Source organism: Acinetobacter sp. YH12021 (assembly GCF_013420145.1).
Lineage (GTDB): Bacteria > Pseudomonadota > Gammaproteobacteria > Pseudomonadales > Moraxellaceae > Acinetobacter > Acinetobacter towneri.
Genome location: NZ_VOYT01000002.1, coordinates 1 through 17546, shown reverse-complemented (window position 1 = coordinate 17546; position 17546 = coordinate 1). Strand labels below are relative to the sequence as shown.

Sequence of the window (17546 nt, the reverse complement as noted above, 5' to 3'; positions counted from 1 at the left end):
ATTTAGGGATAACAGTCGACTTATGAAAAAAGCTGCTCAATCTAAAGCATGGAAAACCGTGCAAATTGCACGTCATCCTGAACGTCCGCAATTTCTAGACTATGTGGGTGAAATTTTCACTGAATTTGATGCCTTACATGGCGATCGTTTATTTGGTGATGATGGTGCAATGATCGGTGGATTGGCACGCTTTGATGGTCAGCCTGTCATGGTGATAGGTCAACATCGTGGTCGCAGTACCCGCGAAAAATTACAACACAACTTCGGGATGTGTAATCCAGAGGGTTACCGTAAGGCGCAGCGTCTTATGGATATGGCAGAGCGTTTTAATCTGCCAGTTTTCACTTTTGTCGATACAATGGGTGCTTACCCAGGTGTAGGTGCAGAAGAACGTGGTCAGGCAGAAGCGATTGCGACCAGCTTGGCACAACTGTCGAACTTAAAAGTACCTGTAATTGCTACAGTATTGGGCGAAGGTGGTTCAGGCGGTGCGTTGGGTATTGGTGTGGCTGACCGTGTGGTGATGTTGTCACACAGTATTTACTCTGTTATTTCACCAGAAGGCTGTGCGTCTATTCTGTGGAAAACTGCAGAAAAAGCCGAACAAGCCAGTGAAGCATTGGCATTGACTGCAGAAAAACTGCAAAAGATTGGTATTGTAGAATATGTGGTTGATGAAGGTGAGGGTGCGCATTTAAACCCTGAACAAGTCATGCACAGTCTGAAAAATGTGTTAAAAGAAGCTTTGGATGAATTGCAAGCGATGGATGCAACACAACGATGCGAAGAACGTTACCAGCGTTTAATGAAGTTTGGCAGCGACAATTTAGGTCTAGCGTCTTAAGTCAATTACAGGCTTTTTCTGCACAGACAAAATTTTTAATCGGATGTAGTGGCGGCATGGATTCCATGCTGCTACTGCATCTTTTGTCGTTTTTGTGCCCTGAAAAAGTACGCGCGATTTATATTGATCACCAATTGCAAAGTCCAAGCGCAGCGTGGGGCACATTGGTGCAAGCCACCTGCCAAAATTTAAATGTGCCGTGTGTGCTGCAAAAAGTCAGTGTGTCTGAGGGTAATTTAGAAAATCAGGCACGTCAGGCGCGTTATCAGGCCTATATGCAGCACTTAGATAGCAACGAAGTTCTAGTATTGGCGCATCATCAGCAAGATCAGGCAGAAACCGTATTGCTGCGTTTGTTTTCAGGCGCAGGTGTGCAAGGACTTGCTGCCATGCAAGCTGTCGATGTGCGTGATGACATCAGTATTTGGCGTCCGTTATTGGATATTTCGCGTGAGCAGATTTGCCAATGGAGTGCTGAATTAAAGCTCGATTATGTGCAAGACCCAAGCAATCAGGATGTGCATTATGACCGAGCTTGGGCAAGAGAAATATTGTGGCCTGTCGTGCAACAGCGTTTTCCTAAAATGCAGCAAGCTGTGACGCGTACTGCAAACTTGATGCAAGATACTGAAAACATTTTGGCAGAAGTTTTGGCGCAGGATTTAGCTGCATGTGGCACAAACTCGCAGTTGAATTTAATTCAGTTACAACAATTGTCTTTGTCACGGCAACGTCAGCTATTATCGGCATGGATGAAAGGACAGGCACAATATCGCCCAAGTTTTGATATGGTCGAACGCTTGCAACGTGAGGTGATTCAAGCCAAAGCCGATGCACAAGCGGCATTACATTGTCAGGATTATTATTATCTGCGTTATCAGCAACAATTATTTCGTTTGCCGAAAGCGGAGTATTTAGCTGCAGAACATTTTGAGGCAGAAGAACAAGTGTTATGTTTGCAGGCAGATCAGACTTTTCAAGTGTGGTCTGGCTGTTATCAACTGCAACAAGCCAAAGTCGGTTTATCTGCAACTTTGCTGAATCGTCCGTTAACTTTACGGCCACGTTTGGGTGGTGAAAAAATTCATTTGTATGGTCGGGTGGGCACATGGCCACTGAAAAAAGCCATTCAGGAAGCACAAATTTTTCCGTGGACGCGTCATACAATTCAAATATTAAGCCTAGATAATGTTATGCTAGGCGTTTTTAGCCCCAAAGGCTTTTGGCTTGCACAGTCGGACTATTGTGTCGCAGATGGATGGCAACCGAATTTAGTCTCTTAACGACAAAGAACTCAACGAAGAGCGTGAATCATGAGTGCAGTATTGAATTGTAATATTAGTTTCATTGGCGGTGGCAACATGGCGCAAGCCTTGATTGGTGGTTTGATTGCCAGAGGTTTGCCGCCAACCCGTATTACAGTTTCAGACCCTGTAGAACAAGTGCGTGAATTATTAAAAGAAAAAGATGTGCATGTCACTGAGGATAATTTGGCCGCGATTGCAGATGCAGATATTGTGGTATTTGCAGTCAAACCACAGGTTTTGGCACAAGTATTGCGTCCATTGCACGGTCAGTTTGAAGATAAGCTGGTGATTTCGATTGTTGCGGGCGCAGAAATTGCCACGATTTCTGAGTTATTACGTACAGAACGTGTAGTGCGGGTAATGCCAAATACGCCTGCTTTGGTGCAAACAGGTGCACATGGTTTGTATGCAACCGAACAGGTCAATAGCACTGACCGTGAATTGGCAAGTCAGGTTTTGGCAGCGACAGGTTTAACTATTTGGGTAAACTCTGAGGCGCAAATTGATGCTGTGACTGCAGTATCTGGTTCAGGGCCAGCATATTTCTTCTATTTGATGGAAAGTATGATTCGTGCAGGCAAGAACTTAGGTTTAGATGAAAAAGTGGCGACAGCACTGACGTTACAAACTGCGTTAGGTGCAGCACAAATGGCAATTACCAGCTCGAATACACCTGCAGAATTACGCAAAAATGTAACTTCACCAAATGGCACGACCCAAGCGGCAATTGAAGTGTTTGATCATGCGCAAATTTCACAAAATATTCAGGCGGCATTGGCTGCTGCTAAAACGCGTAGTCAAGAATTAGCGCAAGAGTTGAGTGATAGTATTTAATTATTGAAAAACAATGAATTTAAATTTTAGGAAAGTTTAAGTATGGGTGCAAATTCTGCGCTAATTTTTGGCATTATCATTAACGTAGCGATTTTGCTCGTATTCTTCCGTTTCTTAATGCAATTGGCAGCGGTGAGTCCTTATAACCCTGTGGTGCTTTCAACCATTAAAGCCACCAAAATTGTAGATGTATTTGGACGTATTTTTCCAACGGTTGGCAAAGGTCGAGTTAACTCTGCAGCCTTGGCTTTGTTGGTGGTGTTGTATCTACTCAAAATTTTTGGTGTTATGTATCTCAATGGTGCGATGCCGAATAGTCCAATTCACTTACTGATTCTGACTTTTGTGACCATGATTCAGGATTTAATCCGTTTCTGTCGTTATTTGATTTTTGCCACCATTATTTTGAGTTGGGTGGTGATGTTTACTCAATCTCGTGGCCCGTATATTGAGGTGATTCAAGAGTTGGCAGAGCCGTTATTAGCACCATTTCGTCGTTTATTGCCGAACATGGGCATGATTGATTTGTCGCCAATTATTGCATTTTTGGCTTTATATATCGCTGAAATTATTATGAATCAGGTAGCGATTGTATTGCTGACTGGCTTATAAGTCGCATTATCCTAAAACATTAAAAAGGACTCAAATCGAGTCCTTTTTTTGTAGTTTAAGTTTGGGCTGACGACCTTAATGAGTCTTCAGAAATACAAATAACCTGCATCCTGACCTCCTTCTAGGCGAAGGAAGGTGCTGAAAAAAGAGAGCGCAACGACTTTAATGCGCTTCATCCCAGTTATTGCCTTTTCCGACTTCCACCACCAATGGTACAGAAATTTCCACCACAGATTGCATGACTTCTGCCAACTTCGGCGCGAGTTCATCTGCCGCATCTGCATCGACTTCAAATACCAATTCATCGTGTACTTGCAGCAACATTTTGGCTTGCGCTTGCGGTAACATTTTGTCGACTTCAATCATCGCCATTTTAATAATATCAGCTGCAGAGCCTTGTAATGGCGCGTTAATTGCCGCACGTTCTGCCGCTTTACGTACCATCATATTACGTGCAGCAATATCTGGCGTATAGAGGCGACGACCTAAAATAGTTTCTACAAAACCTTGTTCTAGCGCGACTTGGCGGGTACGTTGCATATATTCATAAATGCCCGGATAACGCTGGAAGTATTGCTTGATGTAGTTTTGTGATTCTTCACGGGTAAACCCAAGCTGACGAATTAAGCCAAATTCCGACATGCCGTAGAGCAGACCGAAGTTTACAGCTTTGGCCTGACGACGCTGATCTGAGGTTACGTCTTCTAAGGCAATACCCAAGACTTCTGCCGCAGTACGGCGGTGCACGTCTTGTCCATGGTTAAAGGCATCGAGTAGGGCATCATCTTGTGAAAAATGTGCCATTAAACGCAATTCGATTTGCGAGTAGTCGGCTGCCAACAACACGCGACCTTCAGGTGCGACAAAGGCTTTACGAATTTGACGACCAATTTCGGTACGAATTGGAATGTTTTGTAAGTTTGGATCAGTAGAAGATAAACGCCCTGTTGCAGTCAAAGCTTGGTGATAACTGGTATGCACTCGATGCGTATCGTTGTTGGCTTGTTTCAGTAAGCCATCGGTATAGGTGCTTTTGAGTTTAGATAAACCACGGTAGTCTAAAATTAAACTACTGATCGGATGCTCAATTTTTTCCAAAACACTTTCACTGGTACTGTATTGACCTGTTGCGGTTTTCTTGCCGCCTTTGAGTCCGAGTTTATCAAACAGGATTTCGCCCACTTGTTTCGGTGAGCTGACATTAAAGTTTTCACCTGCCAATTCTACAATTTGGTTTTCCAAATCTTGCATGGTTTGGGAAAAATCGACACCCAATTGATCTAAAAATTTCAGATCAAGCTGAATGCCATTTTCTTCCATACTGGTCAGCACACGCGCCACAGGCATTTCGATGTTGTGCAAAATATTGACCAATTCAGGATGCTTTTGTAGCTTCGCAGACAGCACTTCATATAAACGATACGTAACATGCGCATCTTCTGCAGCGTAGTGCGCAGCCGTTTCAATTTCAATTTGATTGAAAGTTTTTTGCTTGACGCCTTTGCCTGCAATTTGCTCATAAGATGTGGTCAGGTGGCTTAAATATAAGCGTGCCACATCATCCATGCCGTGACGGGTTGCGACAGAGTTAAGCACATAAGATGCCAACATGGTATCGAAATACCAACCTTGTAAATGAATACCGTGATTTTCAAGCACATGCGCATCATATTTTAAATGATGCCCAATTTTATCCACCGCATTATTTTCTAAAATAGGTTTGATTTGTGCCAAAACCTGATCACGGTTGAGCTGCTGTGGTGCGCCCTCATAATCATGCGCCAAAGGTACGTAATAGGCATCTTTGGCATCGAACGCGATAGAAAAACCAACAATTTCTGCAACGCGATAATCCAGACTGGTGGTTTCTGTATCAAAGGCAAAACGCTGTGCAGTTTGCAAGCGTTGCAGCAAACTCTCCCAATGTTCCTGATCTAAAATGCTGTGGTATGTTGCTGCACCGAGTTGATCATCAACACTACTTTGTGTGGCTTGATCTTCAGTTTCAATTTCATTGACTGTCGGTGCGCCAACTGTTTTTGCAGCTTGTTGATAATTGCTGTTGTTGGGATTATTGGGATGATCGAGCGATTGTAATTGATTACGGAATTCTAGCTCGGTATATAAATTGCGTAAGGCTTCGACATTTGGGTCTTGCAGTTTTAGATCGGCATAGCCAAAGTCCAGATCAAGATCACAAACAATGCTGGCGAGTTGATGATCCAACGCAATACCATCCGCATTGTCTTTAATATTTTGTCCGACTTTGCCTTTAATATGGTCGACATTTTCTAAAATCGCACCAATCGAGCCATATTCGTTTAGCAGTTTTGCAGCAGTTTTGGCACCAATACCAGGCACGCCCATAATACCATCGGAAGCATCACCCATGAGGGTGAGGTAATCAATAATTTGATGTGGCCAGACTCCAAACTTATCGAACACAGCCTGAATATCCATTGGCTTTTCTTTGAAGCTGTCTTCAAGCGTGACTTTTTCAGTCACCAATTGCGCCATGTCTTTATCGCCAGTAGAAATCAGTACTTGTTGTCCTTCGGCTTCAGCACGTTTGGCTAAAGTTCCAATAATATCATCGGCTTCTGCGCCTGGCAGCATGTATAGCGGGATGCCCAATGCGCGAATTAAAGCGTGTAAGTATGGAATTTGCTGAGAAAGTTCCTCAGGCATACTTGGGCGGTCACCTTTATAAATTGGCGATAGTTCGTGACGGAAAGTCGGCTCAGGCGTATCAAAAATTACCGCCATGTGAGTAGGCTGAGTACGACGCATCAACTTTTGAATCGCAGAGATCGCGCCACGAATAGCATTGGTATGTAAACCAGTTGACGTGGTTAATGGTGGTAGTGCGTGAAAGGCACGAAATAGAAAATATGAGCCATCGACCAAGACAAATGGTGGCATGGATTGATTCCTTCTGCAAATAAGCAGTTTATTGTACGTGATTTTTGCAGTTGTCGCAGAAACTGATTTTTAAGGCAAGTGTTGCAGACGCACAGTTACCGAATTGCTGATGAATCCTGATTCAGAATCGTGCTGTCTGTTGTATGATCGGAGCCATGACAATATCAATAAAATGAAGAGCAATGCAGACAGGGCAGAATGAAATTCGAATCATTTGGTTCATGCTATTAATCATAATTTCAATTGGCGCATGGTGGCTCGGTGTGCCGATGCTGAGTTATATCTGTGCAGTTGCTGCGGTGGTCAGCGTGATGTTTTTTGTGGGACGAGTGCAGAACTCACTGGAACAGGTTGTGGATGCACAGTCACAAGTACAACGCCAAAGCTCTAAAACTCCTTTATATATCGCCGCTTTTATTGCTTTTTTAGGAATATTGCTGGATTGGTATTTACTGACATCTATTGCTTTAAGTGCATGGATTTTTATGTTGTTGCGATGGTTGCAGCGTTTGGAGCAAGGACTGTATCAATTACAGCAATTACAAAGTGCCGCTAAGCTTCAGGCGCATGCTCAAAAGAGCTATCCTCAAAAGACCAATGCTCAAGAGAAAAAGGTTCAAACGCAATTCGCAGAGCATATTTTAGCCAATACATCTGAAGTTGATGCAAGTCTTTCATCAGTTAAGGCAAATGTGGATGATGGTGTTATATCAACCGCTTCTCAACCTGAAACCATCGCTATTCAATCTGATTCCACATTATCGAGCGAGCCGAATTCTGTTCGGGAACAAGCAGCTCAAGTTTCTTATCCATATCAAGACCAAGAGTATCTACATCAAGAATATTCAGCTCCAGATTTAGCCAAATCCTCAAGGTCTGTTGCACCTTTTGCAACTCAGTCGCGCTCATCAAGTAACAGTTTATTGCAACAAGCTCAATCATGGCTGATACATGGTAATCCTGTATTAAAAGCAGCAATTGTAGTGTTACTCATAGGCGTGGTGTTACTGCTACGTTTTGCTACTGAACATTGGCAATTTAGTTTGGCAGTGAAACTTTTGTTCGTTGCTGGCGTGAGTGCAGCAGTGACAGTATTCGGTTATCTGTTACGCAACAAAAATCGCAGCTTTGCTTTGGGTGTGCAAGGTTTGGGGTTGGCTGGGCTGTGTCTGACCTTATTTTTTGCCTATTACAATTTGGTCATTCCAAATTTAGCTATCGCCAGTCTGTGTTTTATTGTGGTGATGTTGCTCACGCTCTGGCTGAGTTTAAAACAACAATCAGTCGAACTTGCCCTCATGGCAATGCTGATTGCGTATTTCGCACCGTTTACTTTACCTGTTCGTAATGCAACAGCCATTGAATTTATTGCCTATTATTTGCTGATTAATATTTCGGTTGCCATTTTAAGTAGTTTACGTCCGTGGAAATATTTAAATCAAATTGCGTTTTTAATGACGGTTGTGGTGGGTGGCAGCTATGCCTTTTATCATGGTTATATCTTTGAACGGCAGGTGCTAACGCTTTTAGTTTTGGCGCATGCGGCTATTTTTATTTGGTTGGGTTTTCGCTTTAGTCAGCTTTTGGCACAGGAAGATGTCGCCACGTTTCAGCTGAAACCTATTTTAGACCTTGCCTTGATTTTTGGCGCACCCATTGTCGGTTATGCCTGTTTATATCTGATGTATTTTGAAGAAACAGCAGAGCAGGCAGCCTTTAGTTTGTTATTTGCGGTGGTTTTTGCAGGTTTGTATTGGCTGACCAAACAGCATCGGCAGACACAATTTATTGCACAAAGTTATTTCAGTTTGATGCTGATTTTTAGTGTGTTGATTCCACCTATTTTACTGCCTGAACAATGGAGTGTCATTGGTTGGGCATTACAAGGCGTGGCTGTGTTTATTTTTGCCTTTATTCAATATTCTAAAATTAGCCGTTATTTGGCACTAGGTTTGTTTGCCGTAGCGGGCTTATCTGGGCTGTATTATTTAGTAGAGTTGCCTTATTTCGAGCGCAGTATTTATTGGGTACTGAGCCTAAGTTATGCCACGGTTGTGGTGTTTTCCAACAGCCGTGCAGCTTTCAGACAACAACTGAGCACAGCAACCACGAGCGTACTGTGTTTAATGATGTTGTCTGCAACCAGTTTATGGCTATGGTTAGGTTTAGATTACTTTGATGGAGAACTTGCAACCGTACAGACGCTTTTGGCGGTGGTGGTCATTTATTTACTTATCAACGAAGTACTACTTTCTCGTCAAGCGACATGGTCATGGCTATTGCCCAAATGGTTAGGTCTAACGCCAGTTTCGCTCACTGCAGCAGGTTTATTATTCAGCCGTAGCTATGATGGAGCGGTGCATTGGGTTTCGGGTACTGAACGTCTGCTATTTGCCTTGTTTGCAGGCGTGCTCAGTGTGTTGTGGTTGCGTCCTTTATGGACTGTCCGCAGCGACAAAGAATGGCTGAGTTTAGGACTGTTACCCATTTTGGCGATGGCGAGTTTAACGCTGTTACCACAGCATCCGTATAGCAGCGTGGTGATTTTACCATTGCTCTTTGCGGCGTGGTGTTGGTGGCAACAACCGGATTCAGATTGGCGCAAATTTTGGTATGCGCGTAGCAATTTAATCTTCATGTTGATGTGGATGCTATGTTCACAACTGTTGACTGAACACGCATTTTACGGCTATGTACTGCCTATTTTGAATCCATTTGATTTGGTCAGTATAGCCATGTTGGTGGCTATTTTGTGGATGTTGAATCTGCAACGCAAAACCCATTTAGACCAAGGCTTGGCAGCGGTAATTATGGTCTTGAGTTTACTGTGGCTAAGTAGTTATGTGCTATTACGTGCCTTACATCTGTATTTGGGAACGCCAATCAACCAAATTGCTGTTTGGCAAGATGCCACTGTGCAGCTCAGTTTGACCTTGCTTTGGGTGAGTTTGGCTTGTATCGCCATGTGGATTGCCAGTCTGAAACAATTACGTGCCTTGTGGATTTTAGGCAGCAGTATTTTGGTGATTGTGACCTTAAAATTGGTGCTTTTAGATTTATCTAATATTGGGACTTTAATGCGCGTGCTGTCATTCTTTGCTGCAGGTTTAGGTATGCTACTGATTGCATATATCGCCCCAATTCCTGAGCCAGATCTCGCAAAAAACAACACTTCGCCGTCTTCCAAAGCTTGAGCAGATCCTCAAGTTTAGTTAGAGGCAAAGTGTCGAAGACTGAAACGATTACTTTAAGTCAGGTTCTCGTTTCAGTGCTTGGGCATTGGCATATTGATCAAGTTCTTCATTATTTAAAGGGCGCGATAAAGGATGATCAACAAAACCCATTTTGGGTACAGGAATTTCGATTTGGTTGTCTAGGAAACCATTACGGATACGTTCCTGCATTTCATCACGTACCTTTAAAAAGTTTTCTTGCTGACACCACACCGCAAACAACAATTCAATTGAAGATTCACGGAAAGCTGTAACTGTCACCGCGGGTTTAGGGTCAGACAGCACGAGCGGATATTGATTGGCGACACTGAGCAACACTTCACGCACTTTAATAATATCTTCGTGAAAATTAATCGCGAGGGTAATGGGCACACGTCGGATTGGAAACTTGGACAAGTTATGCACGGGTGCACGAATCAATTGTTCATTGGGTAAACGCACATAAATATTGTCTTGGGTCAGCAATTTAACTGAAAGTAAGTCAATTGAGATCACTTCACCTTCAATGGTGTGTCCGCGAATCAGGGTGATTTGAATGGTATCGCCCACTTCAAAAGAACCTTCGCCAATCAGGAACATACCACTAATTAAATTGGATGCCGAGGTTTGTGAGGCAAAACCCAAAGCCACGGTTAAAATACCCGCTGCACCTAAAAACACGCTGAGTTTAAAGCCTGCTTCTTTCAGGCTCGCCATCACAAACAGCAGGAAAATAAAGTAAAAAATCCCGCGTCGCCAAACTAAGCGTTGATGCGCATTAAAACGTGCGCCAATAGTGCGTACAAAAGTATTGGAAACAAAACGTGCAATTAAGAAACCAATCAAAGACAATACAATTGCGACCAAAATTTCGGTCAGACGATCTGTATTGATACTGGTAAAAATTCCTTTGAGGCTGTTGGTGATTTCTTTGGAAATATTGGAATCTGCCATAACATCCTCTTAGAAAAATGAATCAAACATATTAAATAAAGCACCTGCCGTTTCACGCGGTGGTTGCAAATAGGTCACTTCACCTGCATGTGGCGGGGTGCGATTTTCAATCCGAATTCGTGGCGGGCGGTCTAAACCTTCATGCATCACTTTAATTTGTGAAGTCCATAAACGACCTGTACTTTCGCTGAAAAATAAAGGCAGCGCAGGCACAGGCACATTCATTCGGTCAAAACGCAATTGTTGATTGCTGGTGTTGTGAAATTCAATCGGCGTGACGGCACGAAATGCACGTGGTTTTAATTGATGTAATTCGGTACGGCCATCGACTGCTGTGGCATAGCAAATTTCACCTGTACGATGATTGGGGCCAAACCAAGTATCTTTCGGGCGAATAATCGGCAAATCAAAAATGGGTTCACGTTGACCATCGACAAAGGCAGACATCCACAACGGTGTGCTGATATACAAGGTGCCGCGTTGCCCCGCAGGAATATAAATTGGATCGACAGGTTTAATCACCACTGAACGGTCTGCCAAACGAGGCATGAGCTGTAATTTACTTTGTGTAGATTTGAACATATAGCGTTCAATTTTCACAGGTTGTGGAAAGGCAAATTCAGGATCATCAATGTTATGCCATTGCTGTTCATAATCGTATTGAACCTGCGGGCGATAATATTCCAAACGCCATTCTTGCATACCACGGGTCAAACGTACTAAGAGTGAGCCAAATTGCCACGTTTTAGGACGATTGAGCTCAAACTCATAGTCACCCCACCATTTTAATTTAGCCGAATCAGTTTCTGAAATCTCATGATTTTGTGACAATGGCCTATCCCTTTCTTGATAAATCAGCGAAAACAGACTTCACGCTGTCATACGCTTAGAGTACACTCAAATTAAATTTTTTCATCATTATTATAATCGCTGATGCAAGTACTGAAACAATTACAAATACCGTATAGCTTTGCCAAACGCCATGGGGTGTTAATTCGTTATGAGGGCGATCATGCCTTTATTGTACGTCGTGAAAATACGCCGATGCTTGCCATTCAGGAGGCGCGTCGTTTTTTGGGGCATCCTGCACAGCATCAACTTTGTAGCGATCAGGAATTTCACCAATTATTAAGCAGCAGTTTTGCAGGTGATACAGGCGAGTCGCAGCAAGTCGCTGCGGGATTGGAAGATCACCCTGACTTGCTTAGTTTGGCAGATTCAGTTCCTGAAGCAGAAGACCTGATGGATCAGGAAGATGATGCACCGATTGTACGTTTAATCAATGCTTTACTGTCTGAAGCGATTCGGGTTGGCGCATCGGATATTCATATCGAATCTTTTGAGAAAAAACTGTCAGTCCGTTTGCGGGTCGATGGTCAGTTGCGTGAAATCGTGCAACCGCGCCGTGAACTTGCGCCTTTATTGGTGTCACGTATTAAAGTCATGGCAAAACTTGATATTGCCGAAAAACGTATCCCTCAAGATGGTCGTATTTCGCTCAGACTAGCAGGTCGTGAGGTCGATGTACGTGTGTCAACGCTGCCATCTTCGCATGGTGAGCGGGTGGTAATGCGTTTGCTGGATAAGCAAGCAGGTCGTTTAAACATGACGCACTTGGGGCTGATGCAAAATGATTATGAGCGCTTAAAGCAACTGGTACATCGACCACACGGGATTATTTTGGTTACAGGGCCGACAGGTTCGGGTAAAACTACGACCTTATATGCAGCTTTGTCAGACCTGAATGACGGTTCTAAAAATATTTTGACTGCAGAAGACCCGATTGAATATCAACTTGAAGGGATTGGGCAAACACAGGTCAATACCAAAGTGGATATGACCTTCGCTCGTGCTTTAAAAGCCATGCTGCGCCAAGACCCAGATGTGGTGATGGTGGGGGAGATTCGTGACTTAGAAACCGCCGAAATTGCAGTGCAGGCTTCCTTAACTGGTCACTTGGTACTGTCTACCCTACATACCAATACGGCCATTGGTGCAGTCACCCGTTTAAAAGATATGGGCATCGAGCCGTTCTTGCTGTCAAGTTCATTAATTGGGGTGATCGCACAGCGTTTAGTGCGCACCTTATGTTCGCACTGCGCCACATGGCATGCTGCAGATGACTTTGAACAAGAACTCTTTAAAAGTGTGACCGATGCAAGCGATTTAAAACTTCCGCAACCGAAAGGCTGTGAACATTGCTCACATACAGGTTTTACTGGGCGGACTGCAATTTATGAAATTGTCCCTGTGGATGAAGCAATGCGCCGTTTGATTCATGGCAATGCCGCGGAATATGAACTGGAAGATTATGCACGACAGCAATCAGGTTCGATTCGTGAAGATGGATTGCGTAAGGTATTGGCAGGTAAAACCACTTTGGAAGAAGTGCTGCGCGTGACCAATGAAGCGGCTGAATAGCTAAAAAGTAAGGTTAAGATAAGAAATACAAAGAGTTGATCACTATATTGTTGATCAACCCTTTTTATTGAAATTCAATTTTAAAATTGCAATAAACGACGATGCTGCATTAAGGGCATAGATTCACGGACTTTACTTTGTTCTGCTAAATCAAAGGGTACAGTAATCAGTTGAGCGCCTTCATTTTCCACAATTGCCAATAGTTGCCCACGTGAATTGGCTGCACCTGAATGCCCCCAGGTTTGGCGTTTTTCACCATGCCAACCTTGTTGTGCTGCACCCAGTACTTGACACTGACTGTCCATGCCACGTGCCTGCAACAACAATTGCCAATGCATTTGGCCTGTAGTGTAAGTAAAGGCTGAGGGTGCTGTTAAAATATTTGCACCTTGAGCACGTAAAGTTAAAGCCAATTCAGGAAAGCGCAAGTCATAACACACCATCAAGCCAATGTTGCCAAAAGGTGTTTTTGCAACTACCGTTTCAGAGCCAGGTTCAAAAAATTTAGATTCCTGATAACCACCAACAGAGTCACCCACTTGCACATCAAACAAATGAATTTTGTCATAACGTGCTTCAGTTTTTTCAGGACTAATACATAAACTGACCGTGCGTACACGACCATCAGCAATTGTGGAGCCATCAGGGCGATAAGGGCACGGCAAAGTCCCCGCCACAATCCAGATTTGATGTTGATGTGCAAGCTGTTCTAAACGCTGTTGAATAGTTTCAAACTTTGCAGCAGTTTCACGTTGCTTGCCCGCTGCAAAGCAGACAAAATTTTCAGGAAAAACGATCAGTTCTGCACCATCGGCTTTACTTTGTTGAATCAATGTCTCAATGGTTTTGAAATTTTCTTCCAAATCGTTTTGAGAATTCATTTGTGCAACAGAAAGTAAAGTCATGGGTGCGCTCCAGTAAAGAGATCAGACATTTTGCTGGTTGTTTTCAGCACATTGATCCAGCGTATCTTGTTCTTTTTGTAGCTGTTTGACCAAAGGCTCAAACATATTTTGGTTGTTCTCATTCAGCTTCATGAGAGTTTTGTGTGCATCAAGTACGGTGGTTAGCATATTGCTATGAGTAACATGTTCTTCCACTAACTCGCGTGTGCAGACGGTTGGATCGCCACAGTAATTCAGAATCACAAACACTTGTCCTAAGCCCATGCTGTTGGCTAAGGTAGTAATGTCTGGATTGGTCGATAGCATGACGGCTTGAATTTGATGCACTTGTTTGAGTTTTAAGCCTAGTTTAGCCAATACGCCCAAAACTGTGCTGTCAATAAATGTGGTTTGAGTTAAATCTACAATTGCACCCACCACATTGGATTGCTGTTCAATTTTACTGAGTAGTTTGTCTAGACTAATACAAGATTGGGCACGCACTTCGCCAAAAAGCTTAAAGATATGCGTTCCATTCAAGCTTGCATATTCAACATGACCTGTTGACATATAAATGCCATTTGCAGAGAAGGATTAAATAATTATCCCATAGCGACTATGTAGACTCAAGTAGCTTACAGTCGTATATGCGAGGTGTAGATGTTAAGCGATTGAATAATCGTTTATTTTGTACGGCATAAACTCAAAATGGCAATGTCATCTGCCACATGGTCAGGGGCTTGGAAGGACTGATTTTGCAAATGAAAGATCAATTGCTCAAACTGTTCATTCAAGCCACCACTGTAAGGTTCAAGCGCACCATCAGAGCAAATAATAAAACGTGCCTGTTTATTTAAAACACATTCAAATTCTTCCACCTCTAAATCTTCAGTCAGCCCCAAAGGAAAACTACTGGTATTTAAAATTTTAGGTGCTTGATTGGGTTCGATAATAATGGCAGGTGGATAATGCCCCGCACTCGACCAACGCAGTTCGTGGGTTTCAATATTTAAAATCCCACTAATCATGGTGATATGCTTTTCAATATTTTCTTGAACCAACATGCCATTCAGCTTCTTAATCAGTTCGCGTGGTGTTTTGGAGCGACCATGAAATGCAGCCATCCAAGACGTTAGTAAACTACTAGTTACACCATGCCCAGAGACATCGGCTAAATAGAACATGATTTCTTTATCACTGATTTTCCAGTAATCAAACCAATCGCCCGACAAATAAGCCGAAGGCTTAAATAACGTATCTACACGGTAGTTGCACAGTTCGATAGGATTGGGCAGTAATTTTTTTTGTAGTTCAGCAGCTGAAGGTAAGTCGCGGCTGTCTTGATTGCGTTTATATTGTGCGTCTATTTTGCGTAAGGCTTGTGGTGGATTTTCTGGTAAACGACTCCACAACCAACCTGCTAAAGCGCCTTGTTCCCATGCTTGCACCAATGCTGTGCCTTCATCTTCAAAGGCCAATACAATCGTGGGTAAATTCCATTGATGTGTTAAATAATCTTGCACATCGGCAATTGCAATAATGGTTGGGTCATACAAGCTGATGTCATCTATGTGAATCATTTGCACACTAGGAAGTGTGTCGAGCACCTGTTCTAGATATGGAATATCACGTGTGGGTTGAATGAAATACATAGAGTTTTGTGTTGACCCTGAACCTAAACAAAGCGTTACTATAACAATGCCTGAATACTCAAGGAAAGTAAAAACTCACCTTGAGTAAAATGTTTTACAAATTATTCTTTGCTTTCTTCAGGCGGGTTTATTTCTTCTTGATCATCAAAAAGTTCTTCGCTTTCATAATCTACAAAAGAAATACTATCTGCATCGAGTCCTTTCTTTTCCGCAATTTCAAAGTTTTTACGTTGCAAGTAAATATCCCGAATCGCGGCATATTTATCGCCCTGTAATACTTGTTCTACATCTAGGAGTTGCGAGCGCGTATCTAGGCCGCGCATAACTTGCTCCGACCAATATAAACGGTCATTGCCATCTAAAATGTATTTTTGTGGACGTGCCTGACCATCTACAAGTGTGCCGAAACCATCACGGAAAGTACTTGGGCCGTAAATTGGTAGTATGACATAAGGCCCTGAAGGGACACCGTAGTAGCCCAAGGTTGTACCAAAATTTTCTTCTTCCGTGTCTAAACCTAAACGACGTGCAGGGTCAGCCATGCCTAAAGTAGTAATCGTATTTAAACTAAAACGACCTAAAGTTTTTGCGGCACGTAAAGGGCGGCCTTGAATCAATTGGTTAACCGCATTCCAAGGTTCGCCCAAGTTTTTTCGGAATTGACGATATGACCCGCGCACTTCACCAGGGACTTTCTTTGTATATTGAACCGCAAGTGGACGCGCGATATTACGATCTAACATATCGTTGAATGCATAAATCTGACGGTTCAAAGGTTGCAGTGGGTCTTTGACTTCATCGGGTTGTGCAGCATTTGCATTCACTTTTAAATCTTTGGCTTTTACATTTTTTAATTCTTTAAGCGCATTCAAACGACTACTTTTAGTTTCAGAAGATGAATCTGCCGCAATAACTTCAGTAGTTTCTTCTTGAGCAACTTCTTCAGTAGAAGGCGTTGTCGCATGTGTTGAGGTGATGAATCCTAAAGAAACAAGGCACACCCAAAGATATTTTTGTTGATACATAAAGAATCCTAGCGCTTAAATCTGAGTAAGCAAAAGCTGTTATATCGCCGATGGGTGTTATAGTAACAGTTAATTGAAACGATGTATTAAAGCAAATTTGCTCAAAATGTGTGTAGAAAAGGTAAGAATGAACAAAAAATAAACACTCGATATATTTCCTTTGAAAAAAGTGTTGCATGGCGAAATATTTCACCTATAATGCACATCCATCGGCGGTGATGAAGATTAAAACTTCTGGTAAAACAATGACTTGGTTAAGAATGATTGAGTTGGGTTTTAGAAAGAAAGTTTAAAATAATTTAAATTACCAGTTGACACTTTAGAAATAAAGCGTAATATAGCTGACCTAGCTTGATGCTGACGAAGCATCGAGAAGATCATTAAGAGATTATGAAGAACAACTTGTGTGGATTTTTACTGATTGATTGATCGAAATATTATCATTGATTGATTGGTTTAAATTACTCGAAGTTTATTTGAGCGAAATTTAAGTCAGAAAATTGATGAGCCAGATTTGGAAGTTTAGATTAAAACTTCAAAATGATTTTAACTGAAGAGTTTGATCATGGCTCAGATTGAACGCTGGCGGCAGGCTTAACACATGCAAGTCGAGCGGGCGAGGTTGCTTCGGTAACTGAGCTAGCGGCGGACGGGTGAGTAATGCTTAGGAATCTGCCTATTAGTGGGGGACAACATTCCGAAAGGGATGCTAATACCGCATACGTCCTACGGGAGAAAGCAGGGGCTCTTTATGACCTTGCGCTAATAGATGAGCCTAAGTCGGATTAGCTAGTTGGTGGGGTAAAGGCCTACCAAGGCGACGATCTGTAGCGGGTCTGAGAGGATGATCCGCCACACTGGGACTGAGACACGGCCCAG

The 17546-nt window shown here is 42.8% G+C and carries 13 protein-coding genes and 1 rRNA gene; 7 read left to right on the top strand and 7 right to left on the bottom strand.

Annotated features, from left to right (window positions below):
• The first annotated feature begins 22 nt into the window (after positions 1-22).
• The 4 genes from FTT91_RS02465 to FTT91_RS02450 are packed head-to-tail and all read left to right on the top strand — an operon-like array spanning position 23 to position 3597.
• Entirely contained in the window at positions 23-844 is an 822-nt protein-coding gene (locus tag FTT91_RS02465; RefSeq protein WP_004975170.1) for an acetyl-CoA carboxylase carboxyltransferase subunit alpha, read from the top strand.
• Entirely contained in the window at positions 781-2127 is a 1347-nt protein-coding gene (tilS, locus tag FTT91_RS02460; protein WP_179994993.1) for a tRNA lysidine(34) synthetase TilS, read from the top strand. The genes FTT91_RS02465 and tilS overlap by 64 nt, the downstream gene beginning before the upstream one ends.
• A gap of 30 nt (positions 2128-2157) precedes the next feature.
• Positions 2158-2985 carry a pyrroline-5-carboxylate reductase gene (proC, locus tag FTT91_RS02455; RefSeq protein WP_096902428.1) on the top strand — a complete coding sequence of 276 codons (828 nt, stop codon included), beginning with the start codon at positions 2158-2160 and terminating at the stop codon, positions 2983-2985.
• Between the two features lie 42 nt (positions 2986-3027).
• Entirely contained in the window at positions 3028-3597 is a 570-nt protein-coding gene (locus FTT91_RS02450; protein ID WP_004975174.1) for a YggT family protein, read from the top strand.
• A 162-nt stretch (positions 3598-3759) separates the two neighbouring features.
• Here FTT91_RS02450 and polA read toward each other — a convergent pair whose 3' ends face one another.
• Positions 3760-6519 (bottom strand): DNA polymerase I, encoded by a 2760-nt coding sequence (gene polA / locus FTT91_RS02445; RefSeq protein WP_180168914.1) that lies wholly within the window; start codon positions 6517-6519, stop codon positions 3760-3762.
• A gap of 182 nt (positions 6520-6701) precedes the next feature.
• Here polA and FTT91_RS02440 point away from each other — a divergent pair, with 182 nt between their 5' ends.
• Complete coding sequence (locus tag FTT91_RS02440; RefSeq protein WP_154320388.1) at positions 6702-9713, top strand: DUF2339 domain-containing protein; 3012 nt, start codon at positions 6702-6704, stop codon at positions 9711-9713.
• 48 nt (positions 9714-9761) lie between these two features.
• Here the strand turns inward: FTT91_RS02440 and FTT91_RS02435 are convergent, their stop codons facing one another.
• A complete protein-coding gene (locus FTT91_RS02435) occupies positions 9762-10685 on the bottom strand; it encodes a mechanosensitive ion channel family protein (RefSeq protein WP_096902425.1) in 924 nt (307 codons plus the stop codon).
• A 9-nt stretch (positions 10686-10694) separates the two neighbouring features.
• Complete coding sequence (locus tag FTT91_RS02430; protein ID WP_004975182.1) at positions 10695-11516, bottom strand: hypothetical protein; 822 nt, start codon at positions 11514-11516, stop codon at positions 10695-10697.
• Positions 11517-11618: 102 nt separating this feature from the next.
• On the opposite strand from FTT91_RS02430, the gene gspE reads away from it, so the two are divergent.
• Entirely contained in the window at positions 11619-13106 is a 1488-nt protein-coding gene (gspE, locus tag FTT91_RS02425) for a type II secretion system ATPase GspE (protein ID WP_004975184.1), read from the top strand.
• A gap of 80 nt (positions 13107-13186) precedes the next feature.
• On the opposite strand, the gene FTT91_RS02420 is transcribed toward gspE, so the two are convergent.
• The 4 genes from FTT91_RS02420 to FTT91_RS02405 form a co-directional block, all read right to left on the bottom strand.
• Positions 13187-14011: a carbon-nitrogen hydrolase family protein gene (locus tag FTT91_RS02420; protein ID WP_168418885.1), complete on the bottom strand. Its 825-nt coding sequence runs from the start codon at positions 14009-14011 to the stop codon at positions 13187-13189.
• Positions 14012-14032: 21 nt separating this feature from the next.
• Positions 14033-14560 (bottom strand): anti-anti-sigma factor GigB, encoded by a 528-nt coding sequence (gene gigB, locus FTT91_RS02415; RefSeq protein ID WP_168418886.1) that lies wholly within the window; start codon positions 14558-14560, stop codon positions 14033-14035.
• A 113-nt stretch (positions 14561-14673) separates the two neighbouring features.
• Entirely contained in the window at positions 14674-15642 is a 969-nt protein-coding gene (gene gigA / locus FTT91_RS02410) for an RsbU family protein phosphatase GigA (RefSeq protein WP_180168913.1), read from the bottom strand.
• Between the two features lie 101 nt (positions 15643-15743).
• Positions 15744-16667 carry a VacJ family lipoprotein gene (locus FTT91_RS02405; RefSeq protein WP_180168912.1) on the bottom strand — a complete coding sequence of 308 codons (924 nt, stop codon included), beginning with the start codon at positions 16665-16667 and terminating at the stop codon, positions 15744-15746.
• Between the two features lie 547 nt (positions 16668-17214).
• Between FTT91_RS02405 and FTT91_RS02400 the strand changes: the two genes are divergently transcribed.
• Positions 17215-17546 (top strand): 16S ribosomal RNA (locus FTT91_RS02400); the annotation flags it as partial.

Bases quoted from the DNA above. Each gene is read 5' to 3' on its own strand.
- FTT91_RS02465 (WP_004975170.1), top strand. From the start codon at position 23: ATGAAAAAAGCTGCTCAATCTAAAGCATGGAAAACCGTGCAAATTGCA.
- tilS (WP_179994993.1), top strand. From the start codon at position 781: ATGCGAAGAACGTTACCAGCGTTTAATGAAGTTTGGCAGCGACAATTT.
- proC (WP_096902428.1), top strand. From the start codon at position 2,158: ATGAGTGCAGTATTGAATTGTAATATTAGTTTCATTGGCGGTGGCAAC.
- FTT91_RS02450 (WP_004975174.1), top strand. From the start codon at position 3,028: ATGGGTGCAAATTCTGCGCTAATTTTTGGCATTATCATTAACGTAGCG.
- polA (WP_180168914.1), bottom strand. From the start codon at position 6,519: ATGCCACCATTTGTCTTGGTCGATGGCTCATATTTTCTATTTCGTGCC.
- FTT91_RS02440 (WP_154320388.1), top strand. From the start codon at position 6,702: ATGCAGACAGGGCAGAATGAAATTCGAATCATTTGGTTCATGCTATTA.
- FTT91_RS02435 (WP_096902425.1), bottom strand. From the start codon at position 10,685: ATGGCAGATTCCAATATTTCCAAAGAAATCACCAACAGCCTCAAAGGA.
- gspE (WP_004975184.1), top strand. From the start codon at position 11,619: ATGCAAGTACTGAAACAATTACAAATACCGTATAGCTTTGCCAAACGC.
- FTT91_RS02420 (WP_168418885.1), bottom strand. From the start codon at position 14,011: ATGACTTTACTTTCTGTTGCACAAATGAATTCTCAAAACGATTTGGAA.
- gigB (WP_168418886.1), bottom strand. From the start codon at position 14,560: ATGTCAACAGGTCATGTTGAATATGCAAGCTTGAATGGAACGCATATC.
- gigA (WP_180168913.1), bottom strand. From the start codon at position 15,642: ATGTATTTCATTCAACCCACACGTGATATTCCATATCTAGAACAGGTG.
- FTT91_RS02405 (WP_180168912.1), bottom strand. From the start codon at position 16,667: ATGTATCAACAAAAATATCTTTGGGTGTGCCTTGTTTCTTTAGGATTC.